This is a genomic window from Chitinophaga hostae, assembly GCF_018224885.1.
Lineage (GTDB): Bacteria > Bacteroidota > Bacteroidia > Chitinophagales > Chitinophagaceae > Chitinophaga > Chitinophaga hostae.
Genome location: NZ_JAGTXB010000002.1, coordinates 568,240 through 590,258 on the forward strand (window position 1 = coordinate 568,240; position 22,019 = coordinate 590,258).

Below are 22,019 nucleotides of genomic sequence, written 5' to 3' on the forward strand. Positions count from 1 at the left end.
CTTTTCAATATCTGTAATATTATTGTTCATTATTTTTCAGATGTGTCAGCCACTGTTGTGCAAACTCATTACCGGGATCAAGTTTTAACAGCTGTTCGAAGGAAGCAATAGCCGCGGGGATTTGGTCCATATGATAAAAGAGGACAGCCCTGTTGAGATGCACATATGGATTTTCCGGCGAAATGGCCATGGCCTGATCGTAAGCCGCGAGCGCAGGCTCGTATTGTTCGAGCAGCATCAGTATAGAGCCTTTATTCATCAGCAGGCCAGGCTCGGCGGTCGACAGCTCCAGTCCTTTTTCTGCATATTGTAATCCCAGTTGCAAACTGCCATACACATGCTGCCGGGTGGCTTCATTGGCTCCGTTATCTTCCATCTCACTAATAGCTGTATTAGCTTCCTGCAGGATCTGCACTACCTGTTGCTCGTACCAGGCGGCACTTTTTTCCACATTTTCCGTGAAGGGTACTGTTTCCAGGTCTATTTCTTCTTCCGGCTCAGCGGTGGCTTTCATTTTGTCGGCCGCCGGTGCATACCACCATTGGCAAAATTTGCCCAGTTCGCCGCCTACAGGAAGTTCATCGGCAGGTGGCAATCCTTCTTCCTTAATAGCATCATTGGCGACCACCAGTTCCTGTACCGCTTCAAGGGCTTTGTAGTTGATAGTTGCTCCTTCCTGTTCCGCCTGCATCACCATGTAGGGCAGGAGCTGATACCAGAGCGCCAGCAGGTCTTTGTCCTTTTGTTCACCGGCCAGTTCAGCGATTTCATGCGCCATGGAAAAGGTTTCCATGTCAACAGGCGCAATGGCGTCGTCGCCGGTGATGGCGCCATTGGCCACCAGGCTGGCCCACAGCAGGGAACCTGCATCACAGTATAAAATATAGGTTTGTGTGTTGAAGTCGAAATTAGCATAACCCGCTACCGGGTTGGTTTCTTCATCCCATTCTTTCGTTGGCTGCCGGTAAATAAAACTAAATTTCTGACTGGCGGCGAGGGCATCAAACCAGTCTTTGAAGGTATGGTATGCCGGGTGTGCTGTTATCGGGAAAGTATATACGAAACGATGTTTGATCAGGATATCCATTACCCTGAAATGGGTAAAGCCGGTATCAAACTGTTGTTGTAATTGATATAGGTTGTAAAAGAGACTTCTGCGATCCAGTCCTTCTTCCCCGCTTTTGTCGAGGCAGTAAACGGATAGCTCCACCAATGATTCTACTTCGTGCATCGCCATACTATAACTTGGTTTTGCGCGAAAATACGTGAATTTTTTTCTTGCCCGGGATTGTCTTGCCCAGGATTAGACTGATTTTGATGATTTGCAGGATTTTTTATTTTATAGGATTAAAAAAGATTAGAGGAGATATGAGCGAAACTATCCGCTTATGTCTCCTCTAATCTTTTTTAATCTTCACTGGAAAAAATCCGGCGAATCATCAAAATCAGTCTAATCCTGGGCAAGACAATCCCGGGCAAGAAAAACTCCGTCTTACTTCAGCAGCACATTCTTTACATACTTATAGCTGGTGGTAATGCTCTGGAATGGTTCGATGGTGATTTTATCCTGTTCTACAAACAGGTGTTTTACACCGGCAAGTTTTGCCTGTGCGAATATTTTGCGGAAATTGATGCTGCCGGTACCTACTTCTGCGAAAGTGACGCCGGAGAGCAGTTCCATGGATGTTTTGTTTTCTGTGCCGGCTGCGGTGAGACTACCGGTATTATTTTTATCCATGTCTTTCACATGCCAGGCGACAAACCGGCCGGGGGCTTCTTTAAAGAGACTCACCGGATCGCGGCCTGATTTTACTGCCCAGAAAAGATCGAGTTCAAAAGATACGAGGGAGGGATCTGTTTCTTTTAACATGATATCATAACCGGTGCTGTTAACATCCGCGAGTTGCTTAAACTCCCAGTAGTGGTTATGGTAGCCGATATGAAGATTTGCCTTTTTGCAAAGTTCGCCGGCTTTGTTTAGTTGTGCGGCCATGAATTTATAGTCATCTGCCACCAGCTTTTTATCCCAGAGGGAGAGGGGGAGTACCGGTACAATAAAGTATTGCTGCCCGAGTGCGGCTGCCAGCTCTATTTGCGGTTGCAGTGCATCTGCGTTGCCATTGCCGCGGGTCAGGTAATCGTTTAGCTGATAGTGACCGCTGGGGGTATTGAGGTGGTGCTGTTTCAGCAGGGCGCTCAATTCCTTTGGTTTCAGTCCCCAGAATTCACCTTTATCCGCTGCGCCCTGGTAGCCGTAGAAGGTTTCTACTTCCTGGTAGCCAATGCCGGCCACTTTTGCCAGTGTTGCCTTCGGGTCTTTTGCCAGCTCGTCGCGGAGTGTGTACAGCTGTAAACCAATTTTCTTTGGAAGGGCCCTGTTGCCTGTCATGGCGGAAATACTGCCGGGTAACATCATGCCAGCAGCCATAAGACCTGTTTGCTGGAGGAAAGAACGTCTTGAAGTATGCATGCTCATAAGATTTGTAACGTGGACAAATGTATAACGGGTGAAGTAGTTATAACCGGCAATTTAATAAAACGATTTTATCCTGTTGATATTTTTTAAAAGGACCAGGCGGGAGTAATACTTTTTTGCAGAAAGAGACAAAATAATATAATACCTGTAAAAGAGGGTGTAATGGCCCCTGCGCCCGTACAGCAGCGGTTTTTGCTTATATAAATTTTGGAAAAATGCGGGTTAAATTCATTAAATTGTTTAGAGTTACTTATCCAAAAACCGCGTTCAAATGAATTTTTTTTTCAGCAACGTAAGCTCGGCAGAAGAAGGTGTCAGGAAGAAATCTAAAGTAAGGGAATGGATAGAAGCGGCTCTTTTCGCGGTGGTTGCTGCTACCCTTATCCGGACGTTCATTTTTGAAGCTTTTGTTATCCCCAGCGCATCTATGGAGAAAACCCTGCTGGTGAATGACTTTATTTTTGTCAGTAAAATCAGCTACGGGCCACGTATCCCCAATACACCGCTGGCATGGCCTTTCACCCATCATACCCTTCCTTTTACAAAAAATGTAAAACCGTTTTCCACTGCTATCACCTGGGATTACAGGCGACTTCCGGGTTTTAGCAGTGTAAAAAGGAATGATGTCATTGTATTTAACTATCCCTGCGGAGATAGCGTATTAAAGAACCTGGCGGGAGATGATGAGGATTACTATGCGATTGCCCGGCCAATGGGATATGACTATGTCCGTAAAAATTATCCGCCGGTGGTGACACGGCCGGTCGATAAAAGGGAGAACTGGATCAAGCGCTGCGTAGCCGTGAGCGGCGACACCTTGCAGATCATTGACGGTATCGTGTATATCAATGGCGTTCCGGGCCAGGTACCCCGTCATTTTGAAGCAAGATATTATGTTACGATGCCCGATGGCAAACCGATCGACAGCGCACTGCTGGACAAGCTGGGCAGCGACCATATTGCCCGCCCTACCGTTGACTCTACGAAGTTTATTTACAACCTGAGCACAGATAACGTGGATACCCTTCGTGCAATGGGCGCCACCGTTACACGAAAAACATATGATGTTTTTGCCGATTCAAGGGTGTTTCCTTTTGACACCAAACACTATGAATGGAATGAAGATTGTTTTGGCCCGTTATATATTCCGCAGAAAGGAGTTACAGTAAAGCTGGATACGCTCACATTACCATTTTATCAGCGTATCATTGATACCTACGAGCACAATACCCTAAAGACGGATGGGGATAAAATTTATATCAATGGCCAGGAAACCCGTTCGTATACCTTTAAACTTAATTATTACTGGATGATGGGGGATAACCGCAATGAATCTACCGACTCCCGGTTCTGGGGCTTTGTTCCGGAAGATCATATTGTGGGGAAAGCCTGGATCATCTGGTTGAGTTATCATAATAACAGGATCCGCTGGGGGCGGATGTTTTCAGCTATCCGCTAACGCGGGTTTTATCTTGCCAGGGATTTTTTTCTTGCCCAGGATTAGATTGATTACGATGATTTACAGGATTTTTTTATAGTGATTATAATTTGATTTTAAAAGATTAAGGAAGACATAGGAAAAAAATCGCTTGTATCTTCCTGAATCTTTAAAATTAGAAAAGAAAAAAATCCTGTAAATCATCGTAATCAATCTAATCCTGGGCAAGAAAAAAATCCTGAGAAAGCTTTTTGTAAGGACGTTCAAAGATCTTTTCATACCCCGGGCGGCAGCGGTATGCGACGAAAATACGACTAAGCGCTACGAATTCGTATTTTCGCCGCATGCCGGTGATACACAATTCAGATTATCAAGCGCCTTTTTTATTGCAGAATCGTCATATGCTGACGATCTATCCTTCTTTGTTCCGGAAAATAAACCCCGCAAAGTACCGTAGGGAGCGGATTGCCACACCCGACGGCGACTTCCTGGACCTGGACTTCAGTGAGCAGGGAAATAAAAGCATCGTGGTTATTTTGCATGGCCTGGAGGGTAATTCGGGACGCAAGTATGTGTTGGGTATGGTGCATATCTTTAATGGCGCCGGGTTTGATACGGTGTCAATGAATTTCCGCGGTTGCAGCGGTGAGCCGAACAGGAATCTTCGTTTTTACCATAGCGGGGAAACAGCTGATCTGCACACCGTGATCACGCACCTGTTATCGCTGAACAGGTATACCGCTATTCACCTGGTTGGTTTTTCGCTGGGAGGGAATGTAACGCTGAAGTATCTGGGTGAACAAGGGGCGGGCATTGAAGGGGTTATTCAATCGGCGGTGGCTATATCTGTGCCCTGCGATCTGAAAAGCGGGTCTGCCGAACTTGAGAAACGGCATAACATCATATATATGCAGCGGTTTATCCGCGACCTGGGTGAGAAGCTTCGTTTAAAGGCGCTGCAATACCCGGGCAGCATTAATATGGAGCGCTATAACGAGGTAAGATCTTTCCGGCAGTTCGACGACCGCTATACGGCGCCTATGCATGGTTTTAAAGATGCGCTGACCTATTGGGAACAGTGTAGTTCCCGGAAATACCTGTCTCATATCCGTATACCCGTATTGGTGATCAATGCTCAGGATGATCCTTTTTTAGGGAAGGAATGTTATCCGTATGAGATAGCAGCTAACAGCCGGTATGTATTCCTGGAAACGCCGCATCAGGGCGGACACGTGGGTTTTGTAAGCTTTGGGGAGGATTTTTATTGGTCAGAGAAGAGGGCGCTGGCCTTTCTGCAACAAGTGTAACGGGTACGTTTTTACAGCCGGAACCTGGTATTTGTATTCTTCCTGCTTTTTTTTAATTTACATCCGAACGGTGTGCATCAATTAAAATTGTTATACTCATATGGAGCGAATGGCATCTGAAGAGGAGGTGTTGTTGAGGATGATATCGGGCGATGAATTGGCTTTTTCCAGTATTTACCGGCACTACCATTCTTCTCTCTATATCTACCTGCTACGCTTTTGCAAAGTGCCTTCCCTGGCGGAGGACCTTGTTCATGATGTATTTCTGAAGATATGGGAAATCAGGGCGCGTATTAACCCGCAGCTTTCTTTCAGTGGTTACCTTTACCGGATTGCCCGCAACCACGTTTTTAAAACCATCGCTAAATTATCGACCGACGAGCAGATGCGGGAGCAGCTGTTTTTGCAGCTGACGCAGCAGGATGCCGGGCTGACAGACCTGGCCGTGAGGGCCAGGGAATATGACCGTCTTTTCCAGGAGGCGCTGAGCCAGATGACCAGTCAGCGTTTAAATGTATTCCGTCTTTGCCGGCAGGAAGGCAAAACTTATGATGAAGCGGCCGCCATACTGGGCATTTCCCGCGATACCGTTAAAAAACACATGGTGCTCAGCATGCGGTTTATACAGGACTATATCTTCCGCCATGGCGATATCCTGGTGGCAGCGTTCCTGGTTGCTTCCACGATTTAAAAAAATATTTTCCAGGGAGGGTACCCTCTTTCTTCATTTCCGGATATTATAATACAGGACCTGTGTTCAAATGGTTCTTTATACTGATGAATCAACCGGAAGACTATCAGCAAGCATTATTACAAAAATACCTTGACGGGCAATGCAGCCCGGAGGAAATGGCTACGCTTTACAGCTGGCTGCTTACTTCCGATGCGCATAAGCCCCTGCTGACCGTTATGCAGCAGGATTTTGAGCGTATTATGAAAGAGCAGCCAAGAGTACCGGAAGAGTTGAGTAACCGGATAGAGGAAAAATTGTTGCAGTCGATCCGCCGCGATAAGGTAGTGCCTATTAATACATCCGGGCGCTGGAAGTGGGTGGCTGCCGCCAGTGTGGCGGTATTGCTGGCAACTGCTGCAGCGGTGTTCTATCGCTCCCATCAACCATCGGCGCCGCTGGCGGTGAATAGTACCACCGATGTGAAACCGGGTACCAACAAAGCTGTGCTTACGCTTGCCGATGGTTCGGTGGTAACGCTCGACAGCGCCGGTAACCAGGTGATACAACAGGGAGATACCAAAGTGCAGCAACAGAATGGAAAGCTGCAATATGCACCGGGAGGCGATAATGCGGCGATTGGATTTAATACCTTAAAAGTGCCGAGAGGCGGCCAGTTTACGATAGTACTGCCGGATGGCACCCAGGTATGGCTGAATTCCGCTTCCAGCCTGCGTTATCCGACTGCGTTTACAGGCGGTAACCGTACCGTGGAAATGCAGGGCCAGGGCTATTTCGAAGTGGCAAAGAATGCGAAGCAACCGTTTATAGTGAAGGTAAATAAGGCGGAAGTGCAGGTACTCGGAACAGGTTTTGATATCATGGCCTATGAAGATGAAGCCGAGCTCCGAACCACGCTGGTGAGCGGTGCGGTAAAAGTGAAACAGGGCAGTGTGGAGAAATACCTGAAACCCGGGCAACAGGCGGCGATAGACAACAGCACCGGCCTGATGTCAGTACGCAACACTGATGTACAGGGCGTGATAGCCTGGAAAACAGGATTTTTTGAGTTTGACAATGCCAACATAAATATCATTTTACGTCAGTTAGCCCGTTGGTACGACATTGACGTAGATACGCAAACAGTTGATAACCGGCTTTTTGGAGGAAGACTCAACAGGAATCTGCCATTATCTGAAATGTTGTCGTTGCTGGAAAGCAGCGGCGCGAGGTTTAAACTCGAAGGAAAGAAATTAACTGTTATAAGATAAGTTCAAAAATTGCTGTTCCACGTTATGGCAAACCACGTATAATAAGTAAAACTGATAAATTTTTAATCAAGATGGCAACAACCGAAACAAGCTAATCGGGGATGTATTGCCCAAAAAAAACCGGAAGTGCTCGCAACACTGCCGGTATATGTCTGGGCATCCCTTGAAAATCAATCCCTTAATCAACGATCTCTTTTACAAGAATTCCCAAACACTACAAAAGTATGCAATTAAACTTATGTGGTATAATTTCCTGTACCCGGAAATTACTATCAACCAAAACGTTCTGCGTTATGAAAATGACCGCCTTTTTGCTTCTTACAGCTTGCCTGCATATCAGCGCAAAAGGATTGTCGCAGCAGATCACACTCTCGGAAAAAAATGCGCCGTTGAAAAAAGTGCTCAGGGAAGTGGCCCGACAAGCAGGTGTCTCTGTGGTGTATGACGAAGCTTTGCTGTCTTCTTTCGCTCCTGTTAACGTCAACGTAACCAATGTATCCGTAAAGGAAGCGTTGGACATTTGTTTGAGAAATAAGCCACTGGCTTATGTTGTAGATGGAAACCGCATTACCCTCGTAAATGTATTCCCGGAGAAGGGCGCGGCTGATTCCAGTTTTACCGTTACGGGCAGTATTACGAATGAAGCAGGTGAACCCATTCCGGGAGCTACCGTGCGTATCCAGCATTCGGGCGCCGGTACGGCTGCAGACGCTGACGGAAAATTTGCGCTAAGAGTGCCTAATAACCGCGTAATGTTGTTGGTATCTTTTATTGGTTACGACAGCAAAACGGTACCTGTTACCGCCGGTCCTTTACATATCCGGTTAAAGCCCGCCAACACCGCGCTCACAGAAACAGTAGTGGTAGGTTATGGTATCCAGAAAAAGAGTGTGGTAACCGGCGCTATTTCCAGCGTTCGTGCCGCTGATATTGAGTCGCAGCCTGTTACCCGTATTGAGCAGGTATTACAGGGCCGCACTTCCGGTTTAACGGTAGCTGCCAGCTCCGGGCAGCCGGGGTCTGCCTCCTCTGTGCGCGTAAGAGGTATCACTTCTTTCAACAATAATAATCCGCTGTGGGTAATAGATGGTGTGGTGGTAGATAATGGCGGTATCAGTTACCTGAACCAATATGATATAGAATCGGTAGAGGTATTGAAAGATGCCGCTTCCCAGGCTATTTACGGGGCACGTGCTGCTGCCGGCGTTATCCTGGTTACAACAAAGAAAGGAAAGAGCGGTAAAATATCTGTCAGCTACAACGGCTACCTGGGTACTTCTGCGCCTGCACATAAACTCAAATTGCTGGATGCCACCCAATATGCTACGCTAAGAAACGAAGTAGCCACCAATGATGGTAAACCTTTACCATTCGCCAATCCTTCGTCTTATGGCAAGGGCACCGACTGGCAGGCCGAAATATTTAATAACAGTGCCATCCGCCAGAATCATGAACTGAGTATCAGTGGTGGCAGCGAAAAATCAACCTTCTATTCTTCTTTTGGTTATCTGAAACAGGAAGGGGTGATTGCATCGGCTATTTCAAAATATGAGCGGGTTAACTTCCGGTTGAACTCCACGCACAAAATTACACCGTGGCTTACCTGGGGAGAAAACGTAGGTTATTCTTACGAAAAAAATATTGGTATCGGTAATACCAACAACGAATTTGGAGGCCCGCTGAGTTCCGCTATCAACCTGGACCCTATTACAAAAGCAGTGATTACTGATCCGGCGGAATCTGCTACAGGACAATACCTGCAGAAAGGTGCGCGAAAAAATGCTGCCGGCCAGTTTTATGGTATTTCTGACCAGGTAGCGCAGGAAATTGCAAATCCGCTGGCATATATCAGTACGCACCTGGGAAACTACAACTGGTCGCATAATGTGGTAGGCAATACTTTCCTGGAAATGGAACCAATAAAGGGATTGAAATTCCGTTCTACGCTGGGCGCTAAAATTTCTTTCTGGGGAGATGAAACTTTTACCCCCATTTTTTACTACAACAGTGTAACCAAAGGTACCCGTACTTCTTTTAACCGTGGCCAGCATCAGGGCTATGCCTGGAACCTGGAAAATACGGTGTCCTATACACGCAGTTTCAACAAACACAATATTACTTTACTGGCGGGCCAGGGCGCTTACATGGATAACCGTCAGAAAGAAACCAGCGTGCTGTTCTATGATATTCCGGCAGAAACTTTTGAGCAGGCATCGCTTAATTTTAAGTCGGCTGCTGCCAACCGTATTTCTGATGGCAAAGAAAATGTGGACCACAAAGTATCTTCCCTTTTCGGACGCATCAACTATAACTATGCAGAGAAATACCTGGTAGAAGGAATCCTTCGCCGCGATGGTTCCACCCGTTTCGGACCTAATCACAAGTATGGTATTTTCCCTTCTTACTCATTGGGATGGGTCGCTTCCAAAGAAAGTTTCTGGCCTGAAAACAAAGTGATCGATTTCCTGAAATTCCGTGGCGGTTACGGTACGGTAGGTAGCGATGAAATTGATGACCAGGCTTATGAATCTACTATCGGCAGTGGCAGAAACTATAACTTCGGGCTAAACGACTACACGGTTGGATATAGTCCCAACGCGCCGGCCAATCCTAATCTGAAATGGGAATCTACCAGCCAGGCGAACGTAGGTTTTGAAGCTACCATTTTGCGCAATATCACCGTGGCTTTCGACTGGTATAACAAGAAAACAAAAGACATCCTGATGAAACCCCGGTTGCCTTTATTTACCGGCGCCATTGCCAACTCTGCCGCCAATGTGGGCAGTATGACTAACAGTGGTGTGGAACTGGAACTGGGTTATCATGCAAAAATCGGCGAAGTAGAATTTTCTGCTAACGGTAATGCTTCCTACATGCAGAACAAGGTTACTTTCCTGGGCGACGGTGTAGAAAAACTGGATGATAAAAATGTGAATTTCCAGAATATGCCCGGCATTGTGAGAACACAGGTAGGACACGCCTTTAACTCTTTTTATGGTTTCCAGTCGCTGGGCATTTTCCAGGATCAGAAAACCATTGACGCTTATACGAACAAAGACGGACAGAAAATACAGCCAAACGCGAAGCCCGGAGATTTTCAATGGGCAGATCTTGATGGAGACGGCGTGATCACGGACAAGGACCGTACGTTTATCGGTAACCCAACTCCCAGCTGGACCTATGGTATTACGCTGAGCGCTGCCTATAAAGGATTTGATATCATAGCATTCGGACAGGGCGCCACCGGTAATAAAATCTTCCAGGGCTTACGCCGCCTCGATATTCCAAATGCAAACTGGTCGACCAAAGCATTGGATCGCTGGACACCGGAAAATCCATCCACTACTCATCCAAGATTAACGCAATCAGATCCTAACAGCAACTATAACAGGTTATCTTCTTTTTACCTCGAAGACGGCGGGTACTTCAGAATCAAGACCATTCAATTAGGTTATAGTCTGCCATCTGCTATGGTAAAAAGAATTGGCTTACAGAGAATACGTGTATACGTGATGAGTGAAAACCTCCTTACCATCACCAAATACACCGGTTACGATCCGGAAATTGGCGGTACCGATGCATTGAGTGTTGACCGTGGCGTATATCCGCAGGCACGTTCCTTTATGGGTGGTTTGAATGTTACTTTCTGATAATTTTAAAGCTGATTAAAATGAACAAACGAAACTTTAAATATATAGTGGCTATTGCAGCAGGCTTACAGTTGGCTGCTGCCTGCAGTGATAAATTTGTAACAGTTGCTCCCAAAGGTAATTTCCTTGAGAGCAGTTATTACAAGAACCAGCAGGAAGCCTATAATGGTTTGGTGGCCATATATGATATGGTGGGCTACCAGGCCGGTAATTATACCAACAAAACCGGCGCTATGGATGCTGCTTCCGATGATCACTGGACCGGTGGCGGTGGTTCGGGCGATATTAACGTATTCCAGGTAATGACCCGCTTAAACCTGCTGACGCCGCTCACCGGGCCACAGGAAGAGTTGTGGAAGAAAGGATTTTCGGGTGTTTATCGTGCCAATGTGTTGCTGTCCAAACTCCCCGGCGTACCAATGGATGAAAACCTTAAGAAGAGATATGCCGCGGAAGCAAAAGTGCTGCGGGCTCATTTTTATTTCGACCTGGTTCGTTTATTCAAAAGCGTGCCGCTGATGACCGCGCCGCTTTCCACGGAAGAAACAAAAAACATTACCCAGGCAACACCTGAAGAAGTGTATAAACAAATTGAGCAGGACCTGAAAGATGGTATTGCCGAAGCCAATTTGCCCGATGTTCCGCCGCGCACCACAGAAGGCGGCCGCATGGGAAAAGGCATTGCACATGCGTTGCTGGGCAAGGTGTATTTATACGAGAAAAAATGGACAGCAGCAGCTGCTGAATTTAAAGAAGTAAATGGCGAAACACCCGGACAGGCCAGCGCAAAATATAACTACAAACTGGTAGCGAATTTTGCAGATCTCTGGAGGTCGGAAGATGCGTATAAGTTTAACAGCGAGTCTATCTTCGAAGTATCCTATACCGCCAATTCCGGTGGTAACTGGACCGATGGTGCAGGGAAAACAGATGGTAACCTGCTGAATATTCTCTGCGGACCACGCAGTCTGGTCCCTACACCTGCCACCAATGAAGTATCGCAGTATGTAGCGGGTTGGGGTTTTCTCATCGTTTCCCAACAGCTGGAAGCTGTGATGAAAGGTGATCCGCGTTATGCTGCTACTATATTAAACATGAAAGAGCTGGTGGATGCTAAGAAAGCGACTTATTCCCCCAGTTTTGACGATACGGGATTTTTCCTGAACAAATTTGTGGGCCGTACTTCCAACATCTCCAAAGGCGGTGGTGTAATGGAATTAAATTTTCCGCAAAACCTGTATGAAATCCGTTTGGCGGATACTTACCTGATGGAAGCAGAAGCCCGTATAAAAGCCGGGGAGGGTAGCGGCGCCGGCACCCGCGCTTACCAGTTGTTAAATGCGGTGCGTGCCCGTGTAGGACTGCCCGCTATTGACGCTACTTTTGATAATATTTTTAAAGAAAGACGCCTGGAACTGGCAGGAGAGGGACATCGTTTCTTTGACCTGGTAAGAACCGGGCAGGCAGCAGCAGTATTGAACGCCATCCCTAACAGGAGCTTTGTGCCAAACAAAAACGAGATATTACCTATTCCTTACCTGGAACTGGAAAATACCAAATTGAAGCAAACACCGGAATGGTCGAAGAGCTAAGGCTGTCTTCCCGTATTTTTGGGATTCCTTGTGCTACCTTTTTTTTCTTGCCGGAGAATGGCGGTATAAGGAATTCCAACATTCCGGGAATACTTTTGTCTATCAATAATTTATTTTGTTATGAAGAAAACCGCTCATCTTTTATGTTGCCTCGTAGTGGCAGGCAGTGCAATCACTGCTAATGGTCAGCAGAAAAAAACAAACGGGATCAGTTACTGGTTAACTTCTCCCGAAAAAAAAATGGCATTACAACAGCAATCCAATGCGCTGCCATTTACCGCAACAGATAAAGGTATTGCGACCATTACCATAGAAGATACAAAGAAATTCCAGACGATAGACGGGTTTGGTTTTACGCTCACCGGCGGCAGCGCCACACTTATTCATCAGTTGCCGGAAGCGCAGCAGCAGGCGTTGCTGAAGGAATTATTCCTGGCAAAAAATAATGGCATCGGGATCAGCTACCTGCGCCTCAGCATTGGCGCCTCTGATCTGAGCGCGTCGGTGTTTACCTACGATGATATGCCCGATGGGGAAACAGATCCCACGTTACAGCATTTCAATCTCAACGAAGAAAAAAAGGACCTGATTCCGGTGCTGCAGAAAATTGTAGCATTGAATCCGGCTATAAAAATATTGGGATCACCCTGGACACCGCCTGCCTGGATGAAGACCAACAATTCCTTTATCGGCGGCAGTTTGAAGCCGGAATACTATAGGGCTTATGCACAGTATTTTGTGAAATATGTGAAAGAGATGAAAGCGGTGGGTATCAACATTGACGCTATTACCATCCAGAATGAACCGCTGCATCCGAAAAATAATCCCAGCATGCTGATGCTGGCGCCGGAGCAGGCCGTGTTTATCAAAGACCACCTGGGCCCCGCGTTTAAAAAAGCCGGTGTGAAAACAAAGATCATCCTGTACGATCATAATTGCGATAAACCGGAGTACCCGATGTCGATATTAAACGATACAGCTGCCTATCCTTTTATTGATGGCACTGCGTTTCATTTATATGGCGGCACCATCGATGCGCTGAGCACGGTGCATGAGCAATTTCCGGCGAAGCACCTGTACTTCACGGAGCAATGGTCCGATGGTAAAGGCAGCTTTGCCAATGAGCTGAAAAATAATACCAGCAAACTGATCATCGGCGCTACCCGTAACTGGAGCCGCAACGTGCTGCAGTGGAACCTGGCCGCAGATGCGCAATGGAACCCGCATACCGATAAGGGCGGTTGTTCACAGTGCCTGGGCGGTATTACGATTGATGGCAGTGCTATATCGCGCAATTCTTCTTATTACGTGATTGGCCATGCAGCTAAATTTGTGCCGGCCGGCTCTGTAAGGATTGGGTCCAATATAGCCGGTAAACTGGATAATGTGGCGTTTAAAACGCCGGCAGGAAAAACGGTGCTGATCGTGGTGAATACAGATGATGCGCCACAGCAGTTCCAGATCAGGGTAAAGCATAAACTGGCCACCACGTCGCTGAATGGCGGAGAGGTGGCTACTTATGTCTGGTAAAAGATCATTAATGATTTTATGAAGCAATTATTTTTTACAGCTGTTGCAGAGCTGTTGCAGCGGCTGGTTGCCGACAAAGAAATTCCTTTTCATTTACGGATAGCTGAAAGGCTGTCGCAATGAAAAGTTTATCACATTCTATCTGTACGTTAATTGTACAATAGATACATAACGGGGCTGCCGGATGCGCGGCATGCCCCGTTTTTGTTTGATCCCGGGCTTTAAATAACAAGCCGTTAACCGATTCCCGCCGGTAAAAAACGCCGCCTCTTATACTACCTGATCCCTTTTTTACTACATTTATCCTGCAAAAACCAATCAACCAGTGTATTTCGGACGTGGAGCCAGTCATGGAGGAACAGCAGGACATATTATTGTTACAGCGGTTGAATGCCGGGGATAAATTGGCGTACGACGCCATTTTTCTCAAGTATTACCGGATGCTTTGTACCAATGCGTATTTTATTTTACAGGACGAACAGGCCGCCAAAGACCTGGTGCAGCAGTTTTTCCTGGAGATGTGGGATAAGCAGTTGTACCGGCAGCTGCATGGGGAGATCAAAGGATATCTTTTCCGTGCAGTGCAGAACCGTTGCCTGAATTTGCTGAAGAAGCAGGAGTATCAACAGCGGGAACTGGAAGCATATGGTTTGCAGCTGGAACGGGATATGATTCCTGAAAGCCGTTCTCCTGCCCTGTTTCAGCAGGTAACTGCCGCCATGGTGGAGTTACCGGCGCAGCGGCAGCAGGCTTTCCGGCTGGTGTACCTGCAACAGAAGAAATACCAGGAGGCGGCAGATGAGATGGGGATCAGCATTAACTCGTTGAAAACCCACCTGAAACTGGCCTTGAAGCTGTTGAGAGAAAAAATAAAAATCAGCGGGTTGTCTTCACCCGATCGGATACACTAATTGTATTATAACTGTAATGACCACGAGTAGCGAACACATACGGCTTTTGTTCATGGAACAACTTACCGGCACCTTGTCCGAATCCGCTTCGGAGGAGCTGGCACAACTGTTGGCTACAGATGCGGAGGTGCGCGCTATATGGGCGGAGCTGGAAGAAGAGTCGACGGTGTTGGATGCGGCCTCTTTTGCTGCCGTGCTGGACCCCGAAGCGGAGCTGGCATTGCTGCATGCCGCCCAGACGGCTAATGAGCGGCCGGCTTTTGGCGCTTTTACAGATAAGCAGGAAACGCCTGTTTCCATTAAACTGCGCGCCAACAGGCAATGGTGGATGCGCGCCGCGGCCGTATTCATGCTGGTGGCCGCTGCTGGTCTTTATTTTATATTGCGCCCGGGCCCTAAGCCTCCCGTTACGGCAAATAAGATTTACCAGCCGGCAAAGAATAATGTGATGCTGATAACAGGTGGCAAACAGTTAACGCTTACCGGCGACAGCGCTATTGCACAGCTGCAGTCAGACAATGTACAGTTGAAAAATGGTGCAGGGGGTCTTGTATACACGGACAACGGCGGCAATGATCGTATGAACACGCTGCTGGTGCCGGGCGGCATGGATTATCATATTACGCTATCAGACGGTACAGAGGTATGGCTGGACGCCGGTTCCCGGTTTCACTTTCCCTTTAGTTTTACCGGTGGTAACAGAGAAGTACATCTTAGTAGCGGAAAAGCATATTTCAAAGTGGCTGGAAACAGTGACCATCCTTTCATCGTGTATACATCGCATGTTACGGTACAGGTACTGGGTACCGCATTTAATTTGAATGCCTATACGCCAAAACAGACTATTTCTCTGACAGAAGGCGCCGTTATAGTAACCGGATACGACAGCACTAAAAAGGTGCTGCTGAAACCCGGTCAGGAAGCAGTGCTTGGCAACGCATCCGAATTCAAGGTGCAGCATTTTGACGAAGAAGATGTGCTCAGCTGGATGAAAGGCTTTTATTATTTCCATCATACCGCCCTGGGCGATATAGCGCCAACGCTGGGAAGATGGTTTGATGTGCAGGTAATATTTGACCAGCCGGCGTTGGGAAATACAGTGGTGACAGGTATGATCGCCAGGAACAAGTTACCGGAATTTCTACAGGATCTGCAAACAACTACCCACATAGGCTATTACTTCAGCGGCCGGGAGCTGCATTTTTACCTTCCTTAAAAAATTTGTTACTACCGTTCACCCGAACCGTTTTTTCATTTGTAGTTAGTCCGATGTTGATTATTTCGGATTAAACCAAAATCTATTTTATGGGGAGAAACTCACTGCGGAGATGGCTCCGGCAGTTATTGGTCTGTGGTAGTATCACCGCACTGCTTTCCGTTTCATTCACCAGCGTCCTGCATGCACAGGATGGCGGAAAGGTAAGAAGGATAACCGTTTCAGGACAGCAACTGACACTGGAAAGTGTTTTTAAAGCCATCAAAAAACAAACAGGGCTTACCGTTTTCTACGACAGCCGTTTGCTCAATGACCAGGAGAAAGTATCATTGGATTTCAAAGACACAAAACTGGAAGACGTATTAAATTATGTACTCAGTAACAGGAACATCAGTTTTGAAATCAGGCGGAACCAGGTTATTGTATTAAATAGAAGAGTGGGCAACAGCAATATAGTGATTGCCCAACCATTTGCATTATCCGGCAAAGTAACAGATACGGATGGTGTTCCGTTACCAGGTGTAACAATAAAGGTGACAGGCACCAATGCCGGTACCAGTACAGGATCACAGGGAGAATATGTATTGAATGGTATCCCGGAAGATGCTGTACTGGAAGTTACCTATGTAGGCAGCGTATCCCAACATATTGCTGTCAGCAAAAGAATGGTCATCAACATAAAATTAGCGCGCGCCACCAGCGTACTCGATGAAACCGTGATCATGGGGTATGGTACTACCACCAAGCGCTATAATACAGGCGCCATCAGCCGGATCAACAGCGCTGTATTTGAAGAACAACCGGTGGGTAATCCGCTGCTGGCGATGCAGGGCAGGGCGCCGGGTTTACTGATCACTTCTACCAGCGGAAAGGCAGGGGCCAATGTGTCTGTGCAGATCCGCGGACAAAATTCCATTGGTGAAAACAGTCCCTACGTAACCCGCAATGAACCCTTGTACATTGTGGATGGCGTACCTTTTTTCTCGGTACCCTTAAACCAGTTTGATGCGTTGGGTACGCCGGTACAAGGTTCCCGGAGTCCGCTCAACAGTATCAGCCCGGATGATATTGCCAGCATTGAAATTCTGAAAGATGGAGACGCCACGGCTATTTATGGTTCTAAAGGCGCAAACGGTGTGATCCTGATTACCACGAAGAAGGCTAAACGAAACGGTAAGCTGGCAGTAAACGCCAACGTATATGCCGGTGCCGGAAAAGTAACGCATATGCTGGATATGCTCAATACAGAGCAATATCTTGCACTGAGAAAAGAAGCCTTTGCCAACGACAGCATTACCCCTACAGCAGCTAACGCCCCCGATCTCGTTACCTATGACCAGCATGCCTATACCGACTGGCAAAAATATTTAATTGGTGGTACTGCACATATCTCCAATGCACAGGTAAGCCTGAGTGGCGGCGATAGCAAGAACCGTTTTATGCTCAGCAGCAGCTATCATAATGAAACGACCGTTAATCCTGGTGATGGACGTGATAAGCGTATTGCGGTAAATGCTTCTTATGATTTTACATCTGAAAGCAATCGCTTTAACCTTGCCTTTGCGACAAATTACACCAACGATGATGATAAGAATTTTTCCGGTGACCTGGCTACTGTGTACAACCTGCCACCCAATTTTCCTTTGTATAAGGCCGATGGGAAAATGAACTGGGATATGGGCGACAATCCTGCAGCCAGGCTGATGCAGCGGTACAACAACAAAACAGGTTACCTGAACAGCAACGTTACCATGCGTTATGCAATACTGGAAAACCTGCAGGTGAAGGTCAACCTGGGATATAATGAAAACAGTATGGATCAATACCTGGCCAACCCACTGGCATCTTTGGATCCCCGTTATTATAAACAGTCGAGCGCCAGTTTTGGTAATACTAAAAGAAAAGGTTTTATCGTAGAACCACAGGTGGACTATAATATTAAATTAGGTAGCGGAAACCTGAAAGCACTGGCGGGAGCCACCTGGCAGAAAAGAACATCTGACGGATATTATATTACCGCTACCGGCTACCCCACTGATGAGGTTATTGGCACCATGCAGGGAGCTACTTCGCTGCAGGCATCTTCTTCTTATGGTAATCCCAATGTAGGTTTCAATGATTACCGGTACCAGTCTTTTTTTGGCCGTTTAACGTATAACCTGCAGGGTAAATACGTGGTGAATGCAACGATGCGCCGTGACGGATCTTCCCGTTTTGCACCGGAAAACCGCTATGGTAACTTCGGGGCGATTGGCGCTGCATGGCTCTTTGGAGAGGAATCATTCGTAAAAGAACACCTGCCATTTTTAAGTTTTGGTAAACTGCGGTCGAGCTATGGTACTACGGGTAACGATATGATCGGTGACTATGGCTACCTGGCCACCTGGACGGTGAGTGGCGGCGCGTATAATGGCGTGTCTGCGCTGAGTCCTTCCCGTATTGCCAATTCAGACTTCGGGTGGGAAAAGGTAGCTAAAACGGATGTGGCGCTGGAAACAGGATTTTTGAAAGACAGGATACTGTTTAATATTAATTTTTACAGCAACCGTACTACCAATCAGCTCGTAGGGTATAACCTGCCTTATACAGCCGGTTTTACCACTATACAATATAATCTGCCGGCAGTGGTGCGCAACCAGGGATGGGAACTGGAATTGACCAGTACCAATATTTCCCGTGGTGCATTTAAATGGACCACATCCGCTAATATTACGATCCCGAAAAATAAACTGGTAAGTTACCCCGGACTGGAAAGTTCTACTAACCGCTATAACTACGCGCTAGGCCAACCGCTGATGGTGACGAAGGGATATGTTCTTACACAGGTAGATCCCAAAACCGGGCTGCCAGGGTTTGAGAGTCTTGATTTTAATAAACGCGCAGTACTGGGCAGCAGAACGCCGGAATATTATGGCGGTTTGCAGAACACCCTGCGGTACAAAAACTGGCAGCTCGATATCTTCTTCCAGTACAGCAAACAATCGGGATATAATTATTACAACAACGCCTGGAACAATATCGGGGCACTGGGTAATTTTGATGTGAGCGCATTGGGCCGCTGGCAAAAGGCGGGGGATGTTACCAATATCCCGAAAGCAACTACGTACCTGCCTACCTGGTATAACTATATGACCTCTTCTGAAAACTGGGGCGATGCGTCCTTTATACGCCTGAAAAACGTGTACCTGGCATATAATATACCCTCCGCGCTGATGTCGAAGTTAAAACTGAGCAGTTGTCGTATTTATCTCCAGGGGCAAAACCTGCTGACCATTACCAATTATCTCGGCTTTGACCCTGAAACACAGGGGATTTTCCAGCCGCCATTGAAAATGTACACTGCAGGTATCCAGTTATCCTTGTAAAATGATTTGAAAGATGCAAAACGTAAATGTATATACGAAAAAGAACAGCCTGCTGATAGTATTGCTGTTATGTTGTGTAACGATGGTATCCTGCAAGAAATTCCTGGATGCTGATCCGCCAAAAGATGTGGTGCCGGCAGACCATCTTTTTAATAACGATGCCAATGCACTGGCAGCAATATCCGGTGTATACCAGGATATGATGATTTCCTCCTATCCGCGGGTTGCCAATGGTACATTGAGTGTTTACAGCGGTTTAACCGCCGATGAAATTTATAGCTTTAATCAGGCAGATCTGGAGTTCAGCACCAACCAGCTCACCTTCCAGTCCAGTTCGGCGGCGGATTATTGCTGGCAGTACGGTTACGCTTCCATGTACCGGGTGAACGCTATTTTACAAGGGCTGCAGGCGCCAAACGGCGTGAGTGCGCCCACGAAATCACAGCTGCTGGGAGAAGCCTATTTTCTCCGCGCTTTTATTTATTTCCAGCTCACCAACCTGTATGGCAAAGTACCTTTAACGGAGGCGACTGACTACCAGACTAACAGCGCATTGCCACGGAGTGAAATAGCAGTGGTATACGATACCATTATTGCTAATCTTAAATTGGCAGAAGGCTTGTTGCAGGCTACTTATCCCACCAGCGGCAAGGTAAGGCCCAACCGCTATACCGCGTCTGCATTACTGGCCCGTGCTTACCTGTATCGTGGCAGGTACGCGGAAGCCGCCGCAAAAGCAGGAGAAATTATCGGAGGGCCGTATACGTTAGTGAAAGATTTGAATAAAGTATTCCTGAAGGAGAGCGGAGAAGCAATATGGGAACTGATGCCGGTGGGCAACAGGGGCGTAAATACCTTTACCGGTAACATGTTCGTTCCGGATACCAGTGCTTCGTCTGCACCGAAGTATGCGTTGAATGCGGGATTGGTCAAGGCATTTGAAGCAGGTGACAAACGCCTGGACAACTGGACCGGCATCAAGAAATATAACAACGTTAATTATCTCTATCCTGCAAAATATAAAGTGCGGGTGGGCGCTTCTACCGTTCCCGCCAATGCTGCGGAGTATGAAATTGTGTTTCGTTTGGGTGAACAGTACCTGATCCGCGCAGAAGCAAATGCACAACTGGGTAATACGGTACCCGCCATTGCTGATATGGACAGTATCCGTTCAAGAGCAGGACTGCCGCTGCTTCCGGCCGGGTTGGATAAGAATGCGCTGTTAACTGCGGTAGCACAGGAAAGAAGAATAGAACTGTTTTCCGAGTGGGGACATCGCTGGTTTGACCTGGTTCGCACTAATAAAGCAGATGAAGTATTGCGTGCATTGAAACCAACCTGGAAACCTACTTCGGTCCTATGGCCCATACCTCAATACGAATTAAATACAAACCCGGCTATCAGTCAAAATGATGGTTACAACAACTAATAACATATGAAAAAACTACTCACCGTTTCGGCGGCACTTCTCTTCCTGTCGGCTGTAACTCAAGCACAGTCAGTGATACACGGAACTATTAAAGACGGCAGCAGCGGCCGCGCATACCTGAGCTATGATGTTAAGCAGGAGGAGGTAAAAGATTCTGCCGAGATAAAAAACGGGAAATTTCTTTTTACCATAAAATCTTCCGGCACGAATCTTTATCACCTGAATGTTGCCGGCACACAGGCATACAGATCGCTGATGCTGGAGAAAAACGGTAAGGCGACGGTGGAAAGCCCTGATCATAACCTGGAAAAAGCAGTGATCACCGGCGGACCTGCGCAGAAGGACTGGACTGCCTTTGATGGTGCGCTGCAAACATTATTTCCTGTAGCCAATAGCCTGAATGCGTTATATGATTCTTCCCGTAAAGCCAATGGCGGTAAGGTGGATTCACTGACTGCGGCAGCGGTGACAGCTGGGTTCCATGGACTGGATTTAAAAGGCGACAGTATTGTGCAGCATTACATCACCACAAAGCATAACACGGTGCTGGAAGCATACCTTGTTAACCGTTTTCATACCGGTCCGGGTAAAGATAAGGAAGCAAAAGAGTGGTATGATAAGATGGGGCCTGTAGCTAAGACCTCGCTGTATGGAGAAACCATCCAGGCTTTTCTTGCCACCGCTGCTAAAACATCGGAGGGGAAAAAAGCGCCTGTTTTTTCCATGAAGGATGTAAACGGGAAAACAGTATCGCTGGCAGACTTCAAAGGAAAATATGTGCTGATAGATTTCTGGGCGAGCTGGTGTGGTCCCTGTCGCGCTGAAAACCCTAATGTAGTAAAAGCTTACGAAGCGTATAAAGACAAGGGCTTTACCATTCTTGGTGTTTCCCTGGACGACAACGCCGAAAAGTGGAAAGCAGCTATTGCCAAAGATCATCTTACCTGGACGCATATATCTGATCTGAGTGGCTGGAAGAATCCTGCGGTAAAGTTATATGGTGTAAGTTCAGTACCCACTAACTTTTTGGTAGATCCTACCGGGAAGATAGTCGCCAAAAACCTGAGAGGGGAGGCGTTGCAACAAAAACTGAAGGAGATATTATAACCGCCATTATGCCTATCGGCGGCGCCTTTAACCGGGCGCCGCCTTTTTTATGTCCGC

General features: G+C 47.1%; 14 protein-coding genes. 12 read left to right on the plus strand and 2 right to left on the minus strand.

Features of this window, described 5'->3' with window-relative positions; genetic code table 11:
* Positions 1–19: 19 nt before the first annotated feature.
* Complete coding sequence (locus KE626_RS06635; RefSeq protein WP_211972068.1) at positions 20–1,237, minus strand: tetratricopeptide repeat protein; 1,218 nt, start codon at positions 1,235–1,237, stop codon at positions 20–22.
* Positions 1,238–1,492: 255 nt separating this feature from the next.
* Positions 1,493–2,470, minus strand: a complete 978-nt coding sequence (locus tag KE626_RS06640) for a sugar phosphate isomerase/epimerase family protein (RefSeq protein WP_211972069.1) — start codon at positions 2,468–2,470, stop codon at positions 1,493–1,495.
* 277 nt (positions 2,471–2,747) lie between these two features.
* On the opposite strand from KE626_RS06640, the gene lepB reads away from it, so the two are divergent.
* The 12 genes from lepB (at position 2,748) to KE626_RS06700 (ending at position 21,962) form a co-directional block, all read left to right on the plus strand.
* Positions 2,748–3,935, plus strand: a complete 1,188-nt coding sequence (lepB, locus tag KE626_RS06645) for a signal peptidase I (protein ID WP_211972070.1) — start codon at positions 2,748–2,750, stop codon at positions 3,933–3,935.
* Between the two features lie 380 nt (positions 3,936–4,315).
* Positions 4,316–5,221 (plus strand): YheT family hydrolase, encoded by a 906-nt coding sequence (locus tag KE626_RS06650; RefSeq protein ID WP_211972071.1) that lies wholly within the window; start codon positions 4,316–4,318, stop codon positions 5,219–5,221.
* Between the two features lie 100 nt (positions 5,222–5,321).
* Positions 5,322–5,912, plus strand: coding sequence for an RNA polymerase sigma factor (locus tag KE626_RS06655; RefSeq protein WP_211972072.1), 591 nt, complete (start codon positions 5,322–5,324; stop codon positions 5,910–5,912).
* Between the two features lie 62 nt (positions 5,913–5,974).
* Positions 5,975–7,162, plus strand: coding sequence for a FecR domain-containing protein (locus KE626_RS06660; RefSeq protein WP_211972073.1), 1,188 nt, complete (start codon positions 5,975–5,977; stop codon positions 7,160–7,162).
* A 293-nt stretch (positions 7,163–7,455) separates the two neighbouring features.
* Complete coding sequence (locus tag KE626_RS06665; RefSeq protein ID WP_211972074.1) at positions 7,456–10,812, plus strand: SusC/RagA family TonB-linked outer membrane protein; 3,357 nt, start codon at positions 7,456–7,458, stop codon at positions 10,810–10,812.
* A 20-nt stretch (positions 10,813–10,832) separates the two neighbouring features.
* Positions 10,833–12,404 (plus strand): RagB/SusD family nutrient uptake outer membrane protein, encoded by a 1,572-nt coding sequence (locus KE626_RS06670; RefSeq protein ID WP_211972075.1) that lies wholly within the window; start codon positions 10,833–10,835, stop codon positions 12,402–12,404.
* A 120-nt stretch (positions 12,405–12,524) separates the two neighbouring features.
* Positions 12,525–13,934: a glycoside hydrolase family 30 protein gene (locus KE626_RS06675; protein WP_211972076.1), complete on the plus strand. Its 1,410-nt coding sequence runs from the start codon at positions 12,525–12,527 to the stop codon at positions 13,932–13,934.
* Positions 13,935–14,272: 338 nt separating this feature from the next.
* Positions 14,273–14,845 carry a sigma-70 family RNA polymerase sigma factor gene (locus KE626_RS06680; RefSeq protein WP_211972077.1) on the plus strand — a complete coding sequence of 191 codons (573 nt, stop codon included), beginning with the start codon at positions 14,273–14,275 and terminating at the stop codon, positions 14,843–14,845.
* A gap of 52 nt (positions 14,846–14,897) precedes the next feature.
* The gene (locus KE626_RS06685; RefSeq protein WP_211972078.1) at positions 14,898–16,061 is read left to right on the plus strand and encodes a FecR domain-containing protein; all 1,164 of its coding nucleotides are present in this window, start codon (positions 14,898–14,900) and stop codon (positions 16,059–16,061) included.
* 89 nt (positions 16,062–16,150) lie between these two features.
* Positions 16,151–19,426, plus strand: coding sequence for a SusC/RagA family TonB-linked outer membrane protein (locus KE626_RS06690; RefSeq protein ID WP_211972079.1), 3,276 nt, complete (start codon positions 16,151–16,153; stop codon positions 19,424–19,426).
* 13 nt (positions 19,427–19,439) lie between these two features.
* Complete coding sequence (locus tag KE626_RS06695) at positions 19,440–20,855, plus strand: RagB/SusD family nutrient uptake outer membrane protein (protein ID WP_211972080.1); 1,416 nt, start codon at positions 19,440–19,442, stop codon at positions 20,853–20,855.
* 6 nt (positions 20,856–20,861) lie between these two features.
* The gene (locus tag KE626_RS06700; protein ID WP_211972081.1) at positions 20,862–21,962 is read left to right on the plus strand and encodes a TlpA disulfide reductase family protein; all 1,101 of its coding nucleotides are present in this window, start codon (positions 20,862–20,864) and stop codon (positions 21,960–21,962) included.
* Positions 21,963–22,019: the final 57 nt, after the last annotated feature.